Raw genomic sequence first — 14,043 nt, 5'->3', positions numbered from 1 at the left:
GGCCGATACCGGGACCTAGGCTCCCGGTCCGCTTGCCCAGCAATGCCCGGACAGGATGCCGATGCACCAGCTCCCCAGCGACCGACTTCACCTCGCCAGGCCGCTTTTCGAGGATAGCCGTTTCCATGGAAGCATCCTCGCCGTGCTCGCAGGAACGGCAGACGGCGAGGTGCTGGTCGATAGCCTGAGCGAGCCCGCCGTCGCGGTCCTCTCCGGCCCGGAAGGCATCTATCTCGGCTTGAGTCCGGACGCCGACCCCAGCCTCGCGCGGCGCCATATCGCGGATTGGGCATATGTTTACGAGCCGAGCGCGACGGGCATGCGTGAGGATGCGCTGCCCCACCCCCACTTCGTGCAACACGCGCGCCTGGCCTATCGGCTGGACGCTTCCGCACCACAGCCTCAAACCCCGGCGCTGCCGATGGGAGCAAGGCTGAGAGCCGCCGACCTTGACGGCGTGGAGATCGAGATCGACGGTGCGCTCGTTTCCTGGTGCAGGCCGGACTGCAGCGTTCCCGGGTACATGGAGATCGGCGTCGGCACCATCCCGGGTTTCCGCCGCCGGGGCTTGGCGCACGCCGCCGCGGCCACCATGACCTCGCTCGCAGCAGCCGCAGGGTATGCCGTCGGCTGGCACTGCCACGCCTCGAACCGCGCCTCGCGGGCCCTGGCCCGACGCCTCGGCTTCGATCTCGTGGCCGAATACACGGCCCGAAGCGCGAGCTTGCCGGCCGAGAACGCCGGAGACCTCCACGAAGCCGAACTGCTGCATCTGGCCGGACGGTTCCGTGATGGCGCGGCAGATTTCAACTGGCTTCGCTTTCATGCCGCCGCGGCATTCTGCCAGGCGGGACAGACCAACGCTGCCCTCGACGATCTGCACGCGCTGGTGCGCAACGGCTGGTCCGGTCGCCGCGACTGGCTCGAAAGCCACTGGGCGTTCGAGCCGCTGCAGGGCTCGCCTGCTTTCCTGGAGGTGCTGGCGCGGTTGCCGGAGTAACCGCGACCACCGCCTTCATGCGGGACCGGGATCCGCTGCCGGACCGCTCGACTGGCGCACGATGAGGTCGCCGACGAGACTGATCCGCTGGGGTGGTAGGTCATTGACCTCGCCGAAATGGCCGAGGCGCGAGAGCAGCAGGCGGATGGCGGCAATGCCGAACTGGCGGAAGGGGACGCGCACGGTCGTAAGGGCCGGCGAGGTCTGGGCGGCGATGGCGTAGTCGGCAAAACCGACAACGGATGCATCCTCCGGCACCCGCACGCCCAGGCGCAGCAATTCGGTCAGCACCGTCACCGCTACCCAGTCATTGCCGCAGAAATAGGCGGTGGGGCGAAAGCCCGTCGCTTCCATCCGCCCGAGCGCCGCGCGGAAGTCACCCGGCGCGTTATCGGCGGGAAAGCTGATCTCGCGCAGCTCCGTGCCTTCTTCGGCCAGCACCGCCTCGCGGAAATGCTCGAGCCGATTGACGCGGCGCGGATATCCGAGCTGGCCATGCACGTAGACGAACTTGCGATGGCCGAGGCCAAGCAGGTGCGTTGCGACGGCAACCGCCCCTTCCTCGTCCGTGCCGCCGACATGATCGATGGGTTCGAGCGGCGGCAACGCGCCGCCGATGCGCACGCATGGGACGCCAAAGCCACCCATAGCCGCCAGCATCGAATCGTCGTGCGGGCCGATGAGGATGAAGCCATGCACCTGCCCCGCCAATTGGCTGAGCGCGGTGGCATCGTCCGTCCAGCGCACGACCGTCTCGACGCCGAGGCGGGCGCCTTCCATCTGCGCGCCGGCCTGCACCTCGACCCAGAGCTCGCGGTGCGCGACGTCCGGATCGTGGTAGATGATCTCGATTCGCGCCGAGGTTTTGCGCCGGGTGCGCGGCACGTAGCCGAGGCGCGTTGCCTCCGCGACGACCGCCGCACGGGTCTCTTCGCTGACGCCGGAACTGCCGGTGAGGGCGCGGGAAACGGCAAATTTGGAGATGCCGAGCTGGTCGGCAATGTACTGAACCGTGACGCGGCCCATTCAACACCTTGTTGGGGCCGCGCCGTAGGGCGCTAGCCCGGTTTCTTGCCCGAGAGATGCTCGAGCGCTTCGATGAGGGCCGAATGATCCTTGTCCGCGAGGCCGATGGCAAGCGCTGCGTTCATCAGCTGCTGCGTCATGGCGGTGTTGGGGAGCGCCAGGTCGAGAGCCTTGGCGGAGTCGATGGCGAGCGCCAAGTCCTTGCGATGCAAGCGAATCCTGAAGCCCGGATCGAAGGTGCGCTCGATCATGCGCTCCCCGTGAAGCTCGAGGATGCGCGAGGAGGCAAAGCCGCCCATCAGCGCCTGGCGGACCTTGGCGGGGTCGGCGCCGGCGGTCTTGGCGAAGAGCAGGGCCTCGCCGACCGCCTCGATGGTCAAGCCGACGATGATCTGGTTGGCGACCTTTGCCGTCTGCCCGTCGCCGACGGCGCCGACATGGGTGATGTTCTTGCCCATGAGCTCGAAGAGCGGCTTGCCGCGGGCGAAGTCGGCCTCGCTGCCGCCGACCATGATGGTGAGGGCCGCGTTCTTGGCGCCGACCTCGCCGCCCGAGACCGGGGCGTCGAGGTAACCGATGCCTTTCTCGGCGAGGCGGGCGGCATAAGTCTTTGTGGCGACGGGAGAAATCGAGCTCATGTCGATGACGAGCTTGCCGGTGGAAAGTCCGTCGGCAACGCCGTTCTCACCGAAGAGAACCGCCTCGACATCGGGGGTATCGGGCAGCATCAGGATGACGATGTCGGACTTCTCGGCGACCTCTTTGGCACTGTTGCAGGCGATGCCGCCCTGGTCGACGAGGGGCTGGCTGACGGGCTTGACCCGGTGGAGGTGCACCGTGTTGCCGGCGGCGATGAGGTGGCCGGCCATGGGGCGGCCCATGACGCCAAGACCGATGAAACCGAGCATTAGAATCCTCCCGAAAGTTTACAACATTTGATTCGAATCGCTCAGTAACCGGCGATCTTGTCGACGAGATTGACGAGCGGCTCGTCGGCGACGTAGCGGGCGAGATTGTCGGCGAAAATCCGGTAGCCGCGTTCGCGGGTCTTGGCCGTCGTCGCGCCGTTGTGCGGCGTGACGATGACGTTGGGCAGATCCCAGAACGGGCTCTCGGCCGGCAGCGGCTCGACCCCGTGCGCGTCGAGCCCGGCGCCGGCGATCCAGCCCTCCCGGAGAGCCTTCAGCAGCGCCTCGTCGTCGGCGATGCCGCCGCGCGAGAAGCAGACGAAGTGCGCGGTAGGCTTCATGGCGCGCAAGGCCGCTTCGTCGAGCATGCCTGCGGTCTCGGGGGTCAGCGGGGCGGTGACGACGACGAAGTCGCTTTGCGCCAGGAACGTATGCAGCTCGTCGCGGGAGTAGAAGCGGTCGAAGTTGGGGGCGGGCTTGTCGCTGCGCCTGAGGCCGAGGACGCGCATGTGAAAGGCCTTGGCCTTCAAGGCGAGATCGGAGCCGGAATGGCCGGCGCCGATGATGCCGACGGTCAGCCCGTTGAGCTCGCCATGGGTGAAGCGGTCCCACTTGCGCTCGCGTTGCGCCGCGAGCCAGCGCAGCGCATTGCGGTTGAGCATGAGCATCAGCAGCATCGCGTGCTCGGCGAGCGGGATGGCGCCGTTGCCGGCCGAGGAGGTGAGCATGGCCGGATGGGCGACGAACTCCTCGTAGAGCTGGGTGTCGGGACCGGCGGCCCAACTGTGGACCCAGAGGAGGTTCTGCGCCTTGGCGAGAGCCGCGCGCGAGACCGAACCGGCGGCGACCTCGGCATCGGCGAGGAGCGCCTCGAATTCAGCCGCAGTCTTGGCGAGCGCGATCTGCGCCTGCGGGGCCGCCTTGCCGAATTCGTCGAGCCAGGCGGGATCGACCTCGGGGCTGAGGGCTACGATCGGCTGATGATTGGGCATGCGTCTCCTCCTACTCCTGTCTCTGCAGGGCCGGGGCGCGCAGGCGTCCGCGCCAGGATTCGCTGGTGGCCGGCCCGCTCGATTGCCGTTCGACGAGGTGCGGCACCAGGTTGACGCGCTGGGTGGGCAGGCCTTCGAGGAAGCCGAAGAGCCCGGCGCGCGCCAGGAGCAAGCGTACCGCAGCAATGCCCATCTGCCGATGGGGCATGTGGACGGTGGTGAGCTGGGGCGAGATCTGCGTCGCGATGCCGTAGTCGGCGTGGCCGACGACGGAAACGTCTTCGGGCACGCGCAGCCCCATGCGCATCAGTTCGGACATGACGGTGACGGCAACGCCATCGCTGCCGCAGAAGAAGGCGGTGGGCTCGAAGCCGCTATCGACCATGGCCATCAGCGCGTCGCGGAATCCGTTCGCCGCCTGGTCATCCTCGAAGGCGATCTCGCGCAGCTCCACGCCCTCGATGGCCGAGATGGCTTCGGCAAAGCCCTTGAGGCGCGCATAGCGGCCCGGATAGCCGAGCCGGCCATGGGCGTAGACGAGGCGGCGATGGCCGAGCGCGGCAAGGAAACGGGCGACATAGACGCCGGCCTCGATGTCGGTCGCCGCGATCTGGTCGACCTTGACCAGGGGCGGCACGAGGTGGTTGACGACGACCGAGGGCACGGGACAGGCCTTGATCGCCTCGAACATCGCCGGGGACTGCGGCCCGATGAAGACGAAGCCCGCCGTCGAGGCCTCGAGGCGCCGCAGGATTCCCGGATCGTCCGTCCAGCGCACGGCCATGGAGTAGCCGAGACGAACCGCCTCGCTGTCGACCCCGTGCTGGACGTCGATCCACAGCTCGCGGCTGGCCACCGTGCGATCCTTGAAGATCACCTCGATCGCCTTGCCGGGCTCGGGCCCGCGCCGCTTCATGTCGTAGCCGAGCTCGGTGGCGGTGGCGAGGACGAGCTGGCGCGTGGCCTCGCTCACTCCGGACTTGCCGGTCAGCGCGCGCGAGACGGCAAACTTCGAGATGCCGAGCCGGTCAGCGATGTTCTGGATGGTCACGCGCGCCATGATGTCAGGCCAGCCGGCACTTCCTCCCGAATGCGTTTGCTTTTGTTTGTCTACTTGTTAGGTGCAGACTCATTGAGTTGTCAATCGCCGGAGCACCGTCCAACATTCCTGTTAGGCAACGAAAATGTCAATTCCGGCATGGTGCCCGGCGAATTCTTCCAATATTATCAAGCGAATGCGCGCTCGACAGGCAGTAAGCGCGTCAGCAATTCTGCCATACAAGCGCAATTTCGCATATTGACCCCTCGGCTAAATCGTGCCTTGTTAGCCTAAACAAGCAAAACAAACACGCTGACAAGCTAGCAGGGAGGATGGGCAAGTGCGACTGCACACTTGGCGCGACCCCATGTCCGCATGGACCCGGGAGCCAGCCCGATGACGGTTTCAGACGCGACCGCCACCGACAGCGCGATTCCCGAGGAGTCGCTGGCCAATGTGGGCCTGGCGAGCCAGCGCGAGCTCGTCTGGCGCAAGTTCACCGAACACGCGCTGGCGCTGGCCAGCGGCGTCGTGATCATCCTCATCTATCTCGTCGGCATCTTCGCCGAGTTCGTCGCTCCGCGCAGCCCCGACTTCTACGATTCCAGCTACACCATGCTCGCCCCGCAGCAGCTGAAGTTCTGGCGCACCGGCGAGGACGGCAGCACCGAATTCGGCATGCACGTCAACGGCTTCTCCTCGCAGCGCGACCCCAACACGTTGCGGCGCGTATTCACGCTCGACGAGAACGTCGTCGTGCCGGTCGGCCTCTTCGTCAAGGGCGCGCCCTACCGGCTCTGGGGCCTGATCCCGTCCGACATCCACCTCATCGGGCCGCTCGACCCGTCGCAGCCCTTCTACCTGCTCGGCTCCGACCGGCTGGGCCGCGACGTTCTCAGCCGCCTCGTCCACGGCACCCGCGTCTCGACGTCGATCGGGCTCGTCGGGGTCGCGGTGAGCCTGGTGCTGGGCGTCATCCTCGGCGGCATCTCGGGCTATTTCGGCGGCTGGATCGACAACTTCATCCAGCGCGTCATCGAGTTCATCATGTCGGTGCCGACCATCCCCCTGTGGATGGGGCTGGCCGCCGCCATCCCCGTCACCTGGTCGCCGGTGCTGGTCTATTTCATCATCACCATGATCATATCCTTGATCGGCTGGACCTCGCTCGCCCGCGAGGTGCGCGGGCGGTTTATGTCGTGGCGCAACGAGCCCTTCGTCATCGCCGCCCGCCTCGACGGCACCAGCCAGATGACCATCATCGGCCGGCACCTGGTGCCCGGGTTCGTCTCCCACATCATCGCCTCGGTGACGCTGGCGATCCCGGCCATGATCATTGCCGAGACCTCGCTCTCCTTCCTTGGCATCGGGCTGCGCCCGCCGGTGGTGAGCTGGGGCGTGCTGCTGCAGGAAGCCCAGAACATCCGCTCGCTCGCCGAAGCGCCGTGGCTGCTGGCGCCCGGCGTCCTCGTCATCATCACCGTTCTCGCCCTCAACTTCCTCGGCGACGGCCTGCGCGACGCGGCCGACCCGTACACCTGATCGCGCCATGCATAGTCAAACCAACAGCCAGCCTCAAAGCCAGCCGCTCCTTTCCATCCGCGGCCTCAAGACCCACTTCGCGCTGCGCGAGGGCCTGATCCGCGCCGTCGACGGCGTCGATCTCGACGCCCACGCCGGCAAGACGCTCTGCATCGTCGGGGAAAGCGGCTCGGGCAAATCGATGATCGCCCGCTCGATCCTGCAGATCGTGCCGCCGCCCGGCCGGGTGAGCGACGGGCAGATGATCTTTGCCCGCGATGGCCGCGACCCCGTCGACCTCGCGGGGCTCGACCCGGCCGGCAAGCCGATCCGCGCCGTGCGCGGGCGCGACATCGCCATGATCTTCCAGGAGCCGATGAACTCGCTCTCGCCGGTGCACACGGTCGGCGACCAGCTGATGGAAAAGATCCTGCTGCACCACCGCATGAGCCGCCACGAGGCGGAGGAACGCGCGGCGCACGCACTGGGACGCGTCGGCATCCCCAACCCGCGCCAGCGGCTTTCGACCTACCCGTTCGAGCTCTCGGGCGGCATGCGCCAGCGGGTGATGATCGCCATGGCGCTCGCCTGCCAGCCGGCGCTGCTGATCGCCGACGAGCCGACGACCGCGCTCGACGTGACCACCCAGGCCAACATCCTCGACCTGATGGCCGAGCTCCAGGCCGAGACCCGCATGGGCATGATCTTCATCACCCATGACCTCGGGGTCGTCGCCGAGATCGCCCACGAGGTAGCCGTCGTCTATCTCGGCCGCGTGGTCGAGCGCGGCAGCGCCGACGCGGTGTTCTACAACCCGCAGCACCCTTATACCCTCGCCCTCCTCGCCTCGATCCCCAAGCTCGGGGCGCGGCGCGAGCGCGGCCAACGCCTGCACTCGATCAAGGGCATGGTGCCCCACCCCCTCAACCGCCCCAAGGGCTGCCCGTTCAACACACGCTGTCCCGAGGCGCGGCCGGGGCTCTGCGACGCGACCGACCCGCGGACGCTCGAGTTCGAGACCGGCCACTTCGTTTCCTGCCACATGCGCGATCCCGCCATCGTCACCAGGCGCGAGGAGGCGACGGTATGACCATGCCCGTTGAAACGCCGCTGATGCAGGCGCGCGACCTCAAGGTGCACTTTCCCATCAAGCGGGGCGTGCTGAAACGCACCGTCGGCCATGTGCGCGCCGTCGACGGCATCAGCCTCGACATCCGGGCCGGCGAGACGCTCTCCGTCGTCGGGGAAAGCGGCTGCGGCAAGACCACGCTCGGCCAGGCATTGGTGCGGGTATTGGAGCCGACGCAAGGCAGTATCCTCTATGCCGGCAAGGGCAAGGCGCCGGCAGACATCGCGCACCTCACCGAAACGGAGCTGCGGCCCTATCGCTCCGACATCCGCATGATCTTCCAGGACCCGTTCGCCTCGCTCAACCCGCGCCGGCGGGTGATCGACATTGTCGGGGAGTCTCTGCGCAACTTCGGCGTCACCGACGAGCGCGAGGTGGAAACCCGGGTCGGCGAGATCCTGCGCAAGGTGGGCCTGCGCCCCGAATACATGGCGCGCTACCCCTACGCCTTCTCGGGCGGCGAGCGGCAGCGCATCGGCATCGCCCGCGCGCTGGCCGTCCATCCCCGGCTTGTCGTCGCCGACGAGTGCGTGTCGGCGCTTGACGTCTCCATCCAGGCCCAGACCCTCAACCTCATGCAGGACCTGCAGGAGGAGTTCGACCTCACCTATGTCTTCATCTCGCATGACCTTTCCGTCGTCGAATACATCTCGGACCGGGTAGCGGTGATGTATGCCGGACGGATCGTGGAGTTGAGCGAGAGCGAAGAGCTGTTCGCCCGACCGCGCCACCCCTATACGGCTGCGCTCTTGGCCGCCGTACCGCGGCCCGATCCGCGCGGCGCGCGCGAACGCCGGCGCCTGCGCTTGACCGGCGAAGTCGCCGACCCCGCCAACCGCCCGACCGGCTGCGCCTTCCATCCGCGCTGCCCCTTCGCCACCGACCGCTGCCGCGCCGAGGACCCGCAACTGCGTGCCGTCGATGGGCGCACGGTCGCCTGCCACTACGCCGAAAGCCTCGACCTCAAGGGAGTGAACGCCGATGCTGCATGAAGACGCCAGCGCCATACCGCAAACAGAGGCCGCGCCCGCCTGGTGGCAGCGCCCCTACCGCATGGTGCAGACGAACCTGCGCCAGCCCGACGCGCTCTACGACCAGAGGAAGCTCGCCAAAGAGGTCAAGGACTTCGGCGCCGACGTGCTGCTCTACAATATCGGGGGCATTTTTGCCTTCTATCCGACCAAGCTGCCGCTGCAGGCGGTCAACCCGATGATGAAGGGCGATGCGCTCGGCGATGCGGTGGAGGCCGCGCATGCCGAAGGGCTGGCGCTGGTCGGGCGCTACGATATGTCGAAGGCCACTCGCATCGCCTACGAGGCGCAGCCGGACTGGTTCGTCCACAACGCCAGGGGCGACGCGCTCGAATACAACGGCACCTACCAGGCCTGCGTCAACGGCGGCTGGTACCAGGACTATGCGCTCGACATCATCTCGGAATCGCTCGGGCGCTACGACGTGGACGGCGTGTTCTTCAACATGTTCGGCTACACCAACTTCACCTATTCGGGCGACTATTTCGGCATATGCGTGTGCGAGAACTGCCAGCGGCGGTTCCGCGACATGTTCGGCAAGGCCTTGCCGCAAAAGGAGGATTTCTCCGACCCCGCCTATGCCGATTACCTGGAGTTCAAGGACCGCACGTCGCTGGAGCTGCGCGCCAAGGTCTACCGGCACATCAAGCAGGTGAACCCCAGGGTCGCCATGACCGGGCACCGCGGCGAGAGCGACCTGATCCGCATGGAGACGCAGCGCGCCGTCGACCGGCCGCAGCCCGAATGGCCCTACCAGGCCGGCGAGCAGGCCCGCTGGGGCCAGGCCTACGGGCGCGGCAAGACGGTCTCCTCGACCTCGGCCAACTTCATCGACTACGCCTGGCGGTTCGTCTCGGAAACCGGCGCCTACCAGCTGGTGCGCGCCGCCCAGCAGCTGGCGAGCGGGGCAACGCTCGACTTCTATCTCTTGGGCGTCATGGACCAGGATGACAAGTCCGCCTTCGCCGATACGTCGAAACTCTTCCACTGGCACAAGGCCAACGAGCGGCACTACACCGGCTTGAAGCCTGCCTCGAAGATCGCGCTCTACCACTCGCACGCGGTGGTGCCGGGGCACGGGGCCGGCGGCTACTCCAAGCGCGCCGCGAGCGGCCAGCATGCGCAGGCCGCCTATCGCGGCGCCTACCGCGCGCTCGCCGAGGCGCGGCTGCCGTTCGACCTCGTCGTCGACGAGGTGGTCGCCGGCAAGGACGGCGCCGAAATCCTCGGCCAATACGACGCGCTGGTGATGCCCAACGTCACCTGCCTTTCCGATGCCGAGGCCCGAGCGATCGACGCATGGGTCGAGGCCGGCGGCGTGCTGCTCGCGACCGGCGAGACCGGGCTCTATGACGAGAAGGGCGTGCCGCGCGACAAGCCGGCGCTCGAGAGCCTGCCAATCGCGGGCAAGCCGATGGCCCGCCGGCACATGAAGGGCGCCTATTTCCGCGTGCGGCCGGGGGAACTGCCCATCGGCGATGACGTCAGGCTCCTGATGCTCGACCACACCTATTATGTAGCGCAGGTGAAGGAGGGAGCGCAGAAGCTCTTGAAGCTCCTGCCCCCGCAGCGGTTCGGACCGCCCGAACTGTGTTTCCCCGATTTCGAGAGCGAGATGCCGGGCGCCATCATCGGCGGCCACGGCAAGGGCAAGGCCGTCTACGTGCCCTGGCATGCCGACGCGCTCTACCATCGCGACAGCCTGCCCCATACGCGCACCTTCCTCACCGACCTCGTCACCCGCCACATCCCCGCCGCTCCGGTGAAAATCGAGGGCAAGGGGTCGCTGGAGCTGACGGTGCAGCGCCAGGAGGCGACCGGCAAAGTGCTGGTGCACGTCGTCAACTATGGCGGGCAGCGCAACAACCTCTACGAGGACGCGCCGGCCGTGCATGGCCTCAAGCTCGGCGTCAAGGGCGTTGCCGGCAACGGTACGGCGCTGGTCGCCGGCCATGAGATTTCGCCCGAAACCACCGAGCCCGACGCGGACGGCTACCTCTGGTACGCGCTGCCCCCGCTCGAGGCGTTCGAGGCCATCGCGTTCCAGGGGAACGGCTAGCGCCGCTCCCCGAGACGAGCGGAGAGCAACTCCGCCCCATCAACCGCATGCCCATGATTGGAGGAGACCAATGAGACTGCTTCATGCCTTAGGGAGAGCCGGCGTCGGACTGGCCGCTCTCGCGCTTTCCGCCGGCTTCGCCGCCGCGCAGGACTATAACGAAGCCCCGGTGCTGGCCGAGCGGGTCGGCGCCGGCGACCTGCCGGCGGTCGAGGAGCGCCTGCCGGCCAGCCCCATGGTCGTCACGCCCTTCGAAAGCGTCGGCCAGTATGGCGGCACCTGGCGGCTGACCATGGCCTCGGCCAGCGATATCTCGACGCTGGTGCGCACCATCGGCTACGAGAACCTGACCCGCTGGGACACCTGGCTGCCCGGCCAGGAGCAGCAGGACGTCGTGCCGGACGTCAAGCCGAACGTGGCCGAGAGCATCGAGGTCGAGGACGAGGGCCGCGCCTACGTCTTCAAGCTGCGCGAAGGCATGAAGTGGTCCGACGGCGCCCCGTTCACCGCCGACGACATCGTCTTCTGGTACGAGGACGTGTTCAGCAACACCGAGCTCTTCCCCGCCCAGCCGCGCTGGTCGACGCGCGCCGGCGGCCTGACGGTCGAGAAGATCGACGACCTGACGGTGCGGTTCAGCTTCCCCGAGCCCAACGGCATGCTGCTCCAGCAGTTCGCGACCCCGGCGCTCGCCGCCGAGCCCAACGTGCCGACGGCCTATCCGCGCCATTACCTCGAGCAGTTCCACCCCAAATACAACGAGAACGCCGAGGCCGACGCCCAGGCGGCCGGCTCGCAGAACTGGGTCACGCACTTCCACAGCATGGCCGACGCCTGGCGCAACCCGGACGTGCCGCGCCTCAACCCATGGATCGTCGAGGTCGGCATCGGCCAGGGCGCGGGCACCCAGGTCATCGCCCAGCGCAACCCCTACTACTTCAAGGTCGACACGGAAGGTAACCAGCTGCCCTACATGGACACGGTGACCGTCGACATCATCTCGGACAACCAGGTGACGCTGCTGAAGGCGGCCAACGGCGATTTCGACATGGTGGACAGCTATATCGGGTTCGTCACCACGCCCGAGAACCGCGGCACCTTCTTCGACAACCAGGAACGCGGCGGATACGAGTTCTACGAGGTGCTGCCCAACCGCGCCAACCTGATGATCATCTCGCTCAACCTGACCCACAAGGATCCGGCCAAGCGTGAGATCTTCAACAACCTCGCCTTCCGCCAGGCGCTGTCGACCGCCATCAACCGCGAAGAGGTTGTGGAGCTCGTCTGGCTCGGCCAGGGCCTGCCCTACCAGACGGTGGAACGCCCGGAATCGCCGCTGTTCGACGAGGAGATGGCGACCCAGTTTACGCAGTACGATCCGGAACTGGCCAACCAGATGCTCGATGAAGCGGGCTTTGCCGAGCGCGACGGCAACGGCATCCGCCTCGGGCCGGACGGCAATCCGATCCAGTTCACCATCGACATTTCGGTGCTCCGCCAGCCCTGGATCGACAGCGCCGAACTGATCAAGGGCTATTGGCGCGAGATCGGCATCGACCTGCTGATCAACACGTCGGATACGACGGCGCTCAACCAGCGCGTGCGGGCCAACGACCACGACGCCGCCGTCTGGTCGGCCTCGGGCGGCGCCGACACGATCTTCGATCCCAAGTACTACGTCCCCTCGAGCCAGGATGCGTTCTACGCCACCACCTGGGGCCAATGGTACGCCGGCCAGCCCAATCCGGAGGAACCGCCGCAGTTCGTCAAGGACCAGCTGGCGCTCTACGACGAGATCTTCGAGACCGTCGACGTGGCGCGCCGTCTCGAGATCATGCGCGAGATCATGCGGGTGGCCAAGGAGCAGCTCTATACGATCGGCGTCATGCAGCCGACGACGGACTACGGCATCATCAACAAGCTGATGCGCAACGTGCCGCCGGTGCTGCTCGCGAGCACCCAGTACACGCATCCGGGCTCCGCCAATCCCGAGCAGTTCTACTACGCTTCCGAATAACTCCCTCCCGACGCGCCTGCCTCTCCCGGTCTGAAGCCGGGGGAGGCATCACTCCAGGAGCTCGTCAAATGGCCGCCTTCATCGCCCGCCGCTTTCTCTACATGCTTGTCACGCTCGTGGCGATCTCGGTGATGACCTTCGTCATCATTCAGCTGCCGCCGGGCGACTTCGTCACCGCCATGGTCGCCCAGCTCAACCTGCAGGGCGTGACGGTGGAGCCGGAGGCGATGGCGGCGCTGCGGGCCCGCTACGGGCTCGACGATCCCGTCTATGTCCAGTATTGGAAGTGGATCTCCAACATCATCTTCGCGGGCGATTTCGGCTTTTCGCTCGAATGGCGCCGGCCGGTGGCGGACCTTCTGTGGAACCGGCTGGGCCTGACGTTCCTGCTCGCCCTCATCACCCTGCTCTTCATCTGGGCGATCTCACTGCCCATCGGCATCTACACGGCCGTGCGCAAGAACACCGTGGGCGACTACATCGCCACCTTCATCGGCGTCCTGGGCCTCGCCATCCCCAATTTCCTCTTCGCGCTGGTCTTGATGTACATCTCGTTCAAGTACTTCAACACCGGCATCGGCGGGCTGTTCTCGCCCGAATACGAGAATGCGCCCTGGAGCTGGGGCAAGTTCGTCGACCTCGCCCAGCACCTCATCATCCCGACGATCGTGCTCGGCACCAGCGGCACGGCGGCGCTGATCCGCATCCTGCGCGCCAACCTCCTCGACGAGCTCGGCAAGCCCTACGTGACGACGGCGCGGGCCTATGGGCTCTCGGAGCGCAAGCTCCTCATGAAGTATCCGGTGCGGATCGCCCTCAACCCGTTCATCTCGACCGTCGGCTGGGTGCTGCCGACGCTGGTCTCGGGCGCAACGATCACCGCCGTGGTGCTCAACCTGCCGATGACCGGCCCGCTGCTGCTGCAGGCGCTGATCAGCCAGGACATGTACCTGGCCGGCAGCTTCATCATGATGCTGAGCGCGCTGACGGTGATCGGCACGCTGCTGTCGGACCTGCTGCTGGCGTGGCTGGACCCGCGCATACGCTATACGTGAGCAGGCAATCGCGAAAACGGGGGCAAAGCAGCCCCCTCACCCTGGCCCTCTCCCCGGAGGGGCGAGGGGACGCTGTGGAGGCGTCCGTGCTCTCCACAGGCACCGTGCCTCACCTCGCCGCCCCTCCGGAGCGCCGGGTGAGGGGTCTGCGATGCTGCAACTGGGCCGGCGCCGATGGCGGGGAACCCCTCATCCGCCCCTTCGGGCACCTTCTCCCTGCCCACTCAAAAGTTGGGCTCATATACATAGAGCGTGTCAGGCTTTAT

Annotated in this window: 11 protein-coding genes; 7 read left to right on the top strand and 4 right to left on the bottom strand. The window is 66.9% G+C overall.

Annotation, left to right across the window (positions count from 1 at the left end; genetic code table 11):
* The first annotated feature begins 61 nt into the window (after window positions 1-61).
* Window positions 62-1,000, top strand: coding sequence for a GNAT family N-acetyltransferase (locus VE25_RS06155; RefSeq protein ID WP_046107726.1), 939 nt, complete (start codon window positions 62-64; stop codon window positions 998-1,000).
* Between the two features lie 15 nt (window positions 1,001-1,015).
* On the opposite strand, the gene VE25_RS06150 is transcribed toward VE25_RS06155, so the two are convergent.
* From VE25_RS06150 to VE25_RS06135, 4 genes are read right to left on the bottom strand one after another with little or no spacing between them, the layout of a single operon-like run.
* Entirely contained in the window at window positions 1,016-2,026 is a 1,011-nt protein-coding gene (locus VE25_RS06150; RefSeq protein WP_046107725.1) for a LacI family DNA-binding transcriptional regulator, read from the bottom strand.
* A gap of 32 nt (window positions 2,027-2,058) precedes the next feature.
* Window positions 2,059-2,934: a 2-hydroxy-3-oxopropionate reductase gene (locus tag VE25_RS06145; RefSeq protein ID WP_046107724.1), complete on the bottom strand. Its 876-nt coding sequence runs from the start codon at window positions 2,932-2,934 to the stop codon at window positions 2,059-2,061.
* Between the two features lie 41 nt (window positions 2,935-2,975).
* On the bottom strand, window positions 2,976-3,926 hold the full coding sequence (locus tag VE25_RS06140; protein ID WP_052731762.1) for a D-2-hydroxyacid dehydrogenase: 951 nt from the start codon (window positions 3,924-3,926) through the stop codon (window positions 2,976-2,978).
* Between the two features lie 10 nt (window positions 3,927-3,936).
* Window positions 3,937-4,986 carry a LacI family DNA-binding transcriptional regulator gene (locus tag VE25_RS06135; RefSeq protein WP_046107723.1) on the bottom strand — a complete coding sequence of 350 codons (1,050 nt, stop codon included), beginning with the start codon at window positions 4,984-4,986 and terminating at the stop codon, window positions 3,937-3,939.
* Window positions 4,987-5,361: 375 nt separating this feature from the next.
* Here VE25_RS06135 and VE25_RS06130 point away from each other — a divergent pair, with 375 nt between their 5' ends.
* From VE25_RS06130 to VE25_RS06105, 6 genes are all read left to right on the top strand, one after another.
* Window positions 5,362-6,507: an ABC transporter permease gene (locus VE25_RS06130; RefSeq protein ID WP_083988757.1), complete on the top strand. Its 1,146-nt coding sequence runs from the start codon at window positions 5,362-5,364 to the stop codon at window positions 6,505-6,507.
* Window positions 6,508-6,514: 7 nt separating this feature from the next.
* Window positions 6,515-7,576 (top strand): ABC transporter ATP-binding protein, encoded by a 1,062-nt coding sequence (locus VE25_RS06125; protein ID WP_046107721.1) that lies wholly within the window; start codon window positions 6,515-6,517, stop codon window positions 7,574-7,576.
* The gene (locus VE25_RS06120; protein ID WP_046107720.1) at window positions 7,573-8,607 is read left to right on the top strand and encodes an ABC transporter ATP-binding protein; all 1,035 of its coding nucleotides are present in this window, start codon (window positions 7,573-7,575) and stop codon (window positions 8,605-8,607) included. The genes VE25_RS06125 and VE25_RS06120 overlap by 4 nt, the downstream gene beginning before the upstream one ends.
* Window positions 8,597-10,705, top strand: a complete 2,109-nt coding sequence (locus tag VE25_RS06115; protein WP_046107719.1) for an alpha-amylase family protein — start codon at window positions 8,597-8,599, stop codon at window positions 10,703-10,705. Before VE25_RS06120 ends, VE25_RS06115 begins: the two co-directional genes overlap by 11 nt.
* A 70-nt stretch (window positions 10,706-10,775) precedes the next feature.
* Entirely contained in the window at window positions 10,776-12,722 is a 1,947-nt protein-coding gene (locus tag VE25_RS06110) for an ABC transporter substrate-binding protein (protein ID WP_046107718.1), read from the top strand.
* Between the two features lie 68 nt (window positions 12,723-12,790).
* Window positions 12,791-13,777, top strand: coding sequence for an ABC transporter permease (locus VE25_RS06105; protein WP_046107717.1), 987 nt, complete (start codon window positions 12,791-12,793; stop codon window positions 13,775-13,777).
* Window positions 13,778-14,043: the final 266 nt, after the last annotated feature.

Source organism: Devosia geojensis (assembly GCF_000969415.1).
GTDB lineage: Bacteria > Pseudomonadota > Alphaproteobacteria > Rhizobiales > Devosiaceae > Devosia > Devosia geojensis.
The sequence above is the reverse complement of the archived record's forward strand: the minus strand, read 5'-3'. Positions and strand labels throughout refer to the sequence as shown.

Bases quoted from the DNA above. Each gene is read 5' to 3' on its own strand.
- VE25_RS06155 (WP_046107726.1), top strand. From the start codon at position 62: ATGCACCAGCTCCCCAGCGACCGACTTCACCTCGCCAGGCCGCTTTTC.
- VE25_RS06150 (WP_046107725.1), bottom strand. From the start codon at position 2,026: ATGGGCCGCGTCACGGTTCAGTACATTGCCGACCAGCTCGGCATCTCC.
- VE25_RS06145 (WP_046107724.1), bottom strand. From the start codon at position 2,934: ATGCTCGGTTTCATCGGTCTTGGCGTCATGGGCCGCCCCATGGCCGGC.
- VE25_RS06140 (WP_052731762.1), bottom strand. From the start codon at position 3,926: ATGCCCAATCATCAGCCGATCGTAGCCCTCAGCCCCGAGGTCGATCCC.
- VE25_RS06135 (WP_046107723.1), bottom strand. From the start codon at position 4,986: ATGGCGCGCGTGACCATCCAGAACATCGCTGACCGGCTCGGCATCTCG.
- VE25_RS06130 (WP_083988757.1), top strand. From the start codon at position 5,362: ATGACGGTTTCAGACGCGACCGCCACCGACAGCGCGATTCCCGAGGAG.
- VE25_RS06125 (WP_046107721.1), top strand. From the start codon at position 6,515: ATGCATAGTCAAACCAACAGCCAGCCTCAAAGCCAGCCGCTCCTTTCC.
- VE25_RS06120 (WP_046107720.1), top strand. From the start codon at position 7,573: ATGACCATGCCCGTTGAAACGCCGCTGATGCAGGCGCGCGACCTCAAG.
- VE25_RS06115 (WP_046107719.1), top strand. From the start codon at position 8,597: ATGCTGCATGAAGACGCCAGCGCCATACCGCAAACAGAGGCCGCGCCC.
- VE25_RS06110 (WP_046107718.1), top strand. From the start codon at position 10,776: ATGAGACTGCTTCATGCCTTAGGGAGAGCCGGCGTCGGACTGGCCGCT.
- VE25_RS06105 (WP_046107717.1), top strand. From the start codon at position 12,791: ATGGCCGCCTTCATCGCCCGCCGCTTTCTCTACATGCTTGTCACGCTC.